The organism is Vibrio sp. 2304 (assembly GCF_033339475.1).
Lineage (GTDB): Bacteria > Pseudomonadota > Gammaproteobacteria > Enterobacterales > Vibrionaceae > Vibrio > Vibrio alginolyticus.
The window spans coordinates 1-550 of the sequence record NZ_JAWOUQ010000117.1; the positions used below are offsets into that span (position 1 = coordinate 1).

The following is a 550-nucleotide window of genomic DNA, read 5'->3' on the forward strand; positions in this document are numbered from 1 at the left end:
AAAGGCGTATTTAGTTACGACGACGTACAGTGTTTGCCAGAGTTTCACTGCCGAAACGTTCCCGATGCTGCGGTGAGTGCCACGCATATTACTATGCTCAAAGCTGGCGTAATGAATGCCGATAAGATAAATGCAGTCAGCCCAACGTACGCTGAAGAGTTAAAAACAGAACTTGGCAGTCATGGAATGGCATGGGAGTTTCAGCAACGTGCAGGGGATTTAGTCGGAATTTTAAATGGCTGCGATTACAGTGCTTGGAATCCGGAAACTGATGCTTATTTACCAATGAACTATAGTGCCGACAAACAAAGTATGGTTCTAGGTAAAAACACTTGTAAGCGCGCATTACAGCAGAAGCTAAACCTTGCTGAAAAAGATGTAGCCATGTTTGGTATGGTTTGTCGTTTGACTCAGCAAAAAGGCGTGCATTACTTGCTGCCGGCTTTGGCGGATTTTTTGAAGCATGATGTTCAAGTCGTTGTTGTTGGGACGGGTGATCCCGTTTTGGCTGCACAATTGGAAGAGGTTGCGGCGCAATTCTCCGACAAGT

The 550-nt window shown here is 45.6% G+C and carries 1 protein-coding gene; it reads left to right on the plus strand.

Going from position 1 to position 550, the window contains the following annotated elements; genetic code table 11:
* On the plus strand, positions 1–550 hold a 550-nt coding region (locus R7P64_RS24550), incomplete at both ends, for a glycogen/starch synthase (RefSeq protein ID WP_318124244.1).